Annotated in this window: 1 pseudogene; it reads right to left on the bottom strand. The window is 44.1% G+C overall.

What is annotated here, in order from left to right:
- Positions 1 to 299: pseudogene (locus tag AB4585_RS27880) on the bottom strand (trimethylamine-N-oxide reductase TorA); the annotation flags it as partial.

Below are 299 nucleotides of genomic sequence, written 5' to 3'. Positions count from 1 at the left end.
AGGACAGTCTTCTAGCTTGTAGCCTTCAATGGTTTTAGAGATGATCTCGATCTTGCCACTTGGTGTACCTAATGGATTCATCACAGGATCTTCACGGAAATCACGAAAACGAACAAATTGCGCGTTTTTCTCATTCCACTTCATCTCGATCAGCTCATTCGCTTCCCAGAACTTGGAGAAGTTCATCATAGGCACACGGGCATTGCGTCCACCTTGTTGAGCTACCTTATAGAAATCACGCAACCATTCCATCTCGGTCTTGTTTTCCATATACACATTTTTACCGCCAGGTCGTAGAT

Origin of the sequence: Vibrio sp. 10N.222.49.C9 (genome assembly GCF_041474985.1) — a bacterium.
GTDB classification, from domain to species: domain Bacteria; phylum Pseudomonadota; class Gammaproteobacteria; order Enterobacterales; family Vibrionaceae; genus Vibrio; species Vibrio crassostreae_C.
This window is presented reverse-complemented; position numbering and strand designations above follow the sequence as displayed.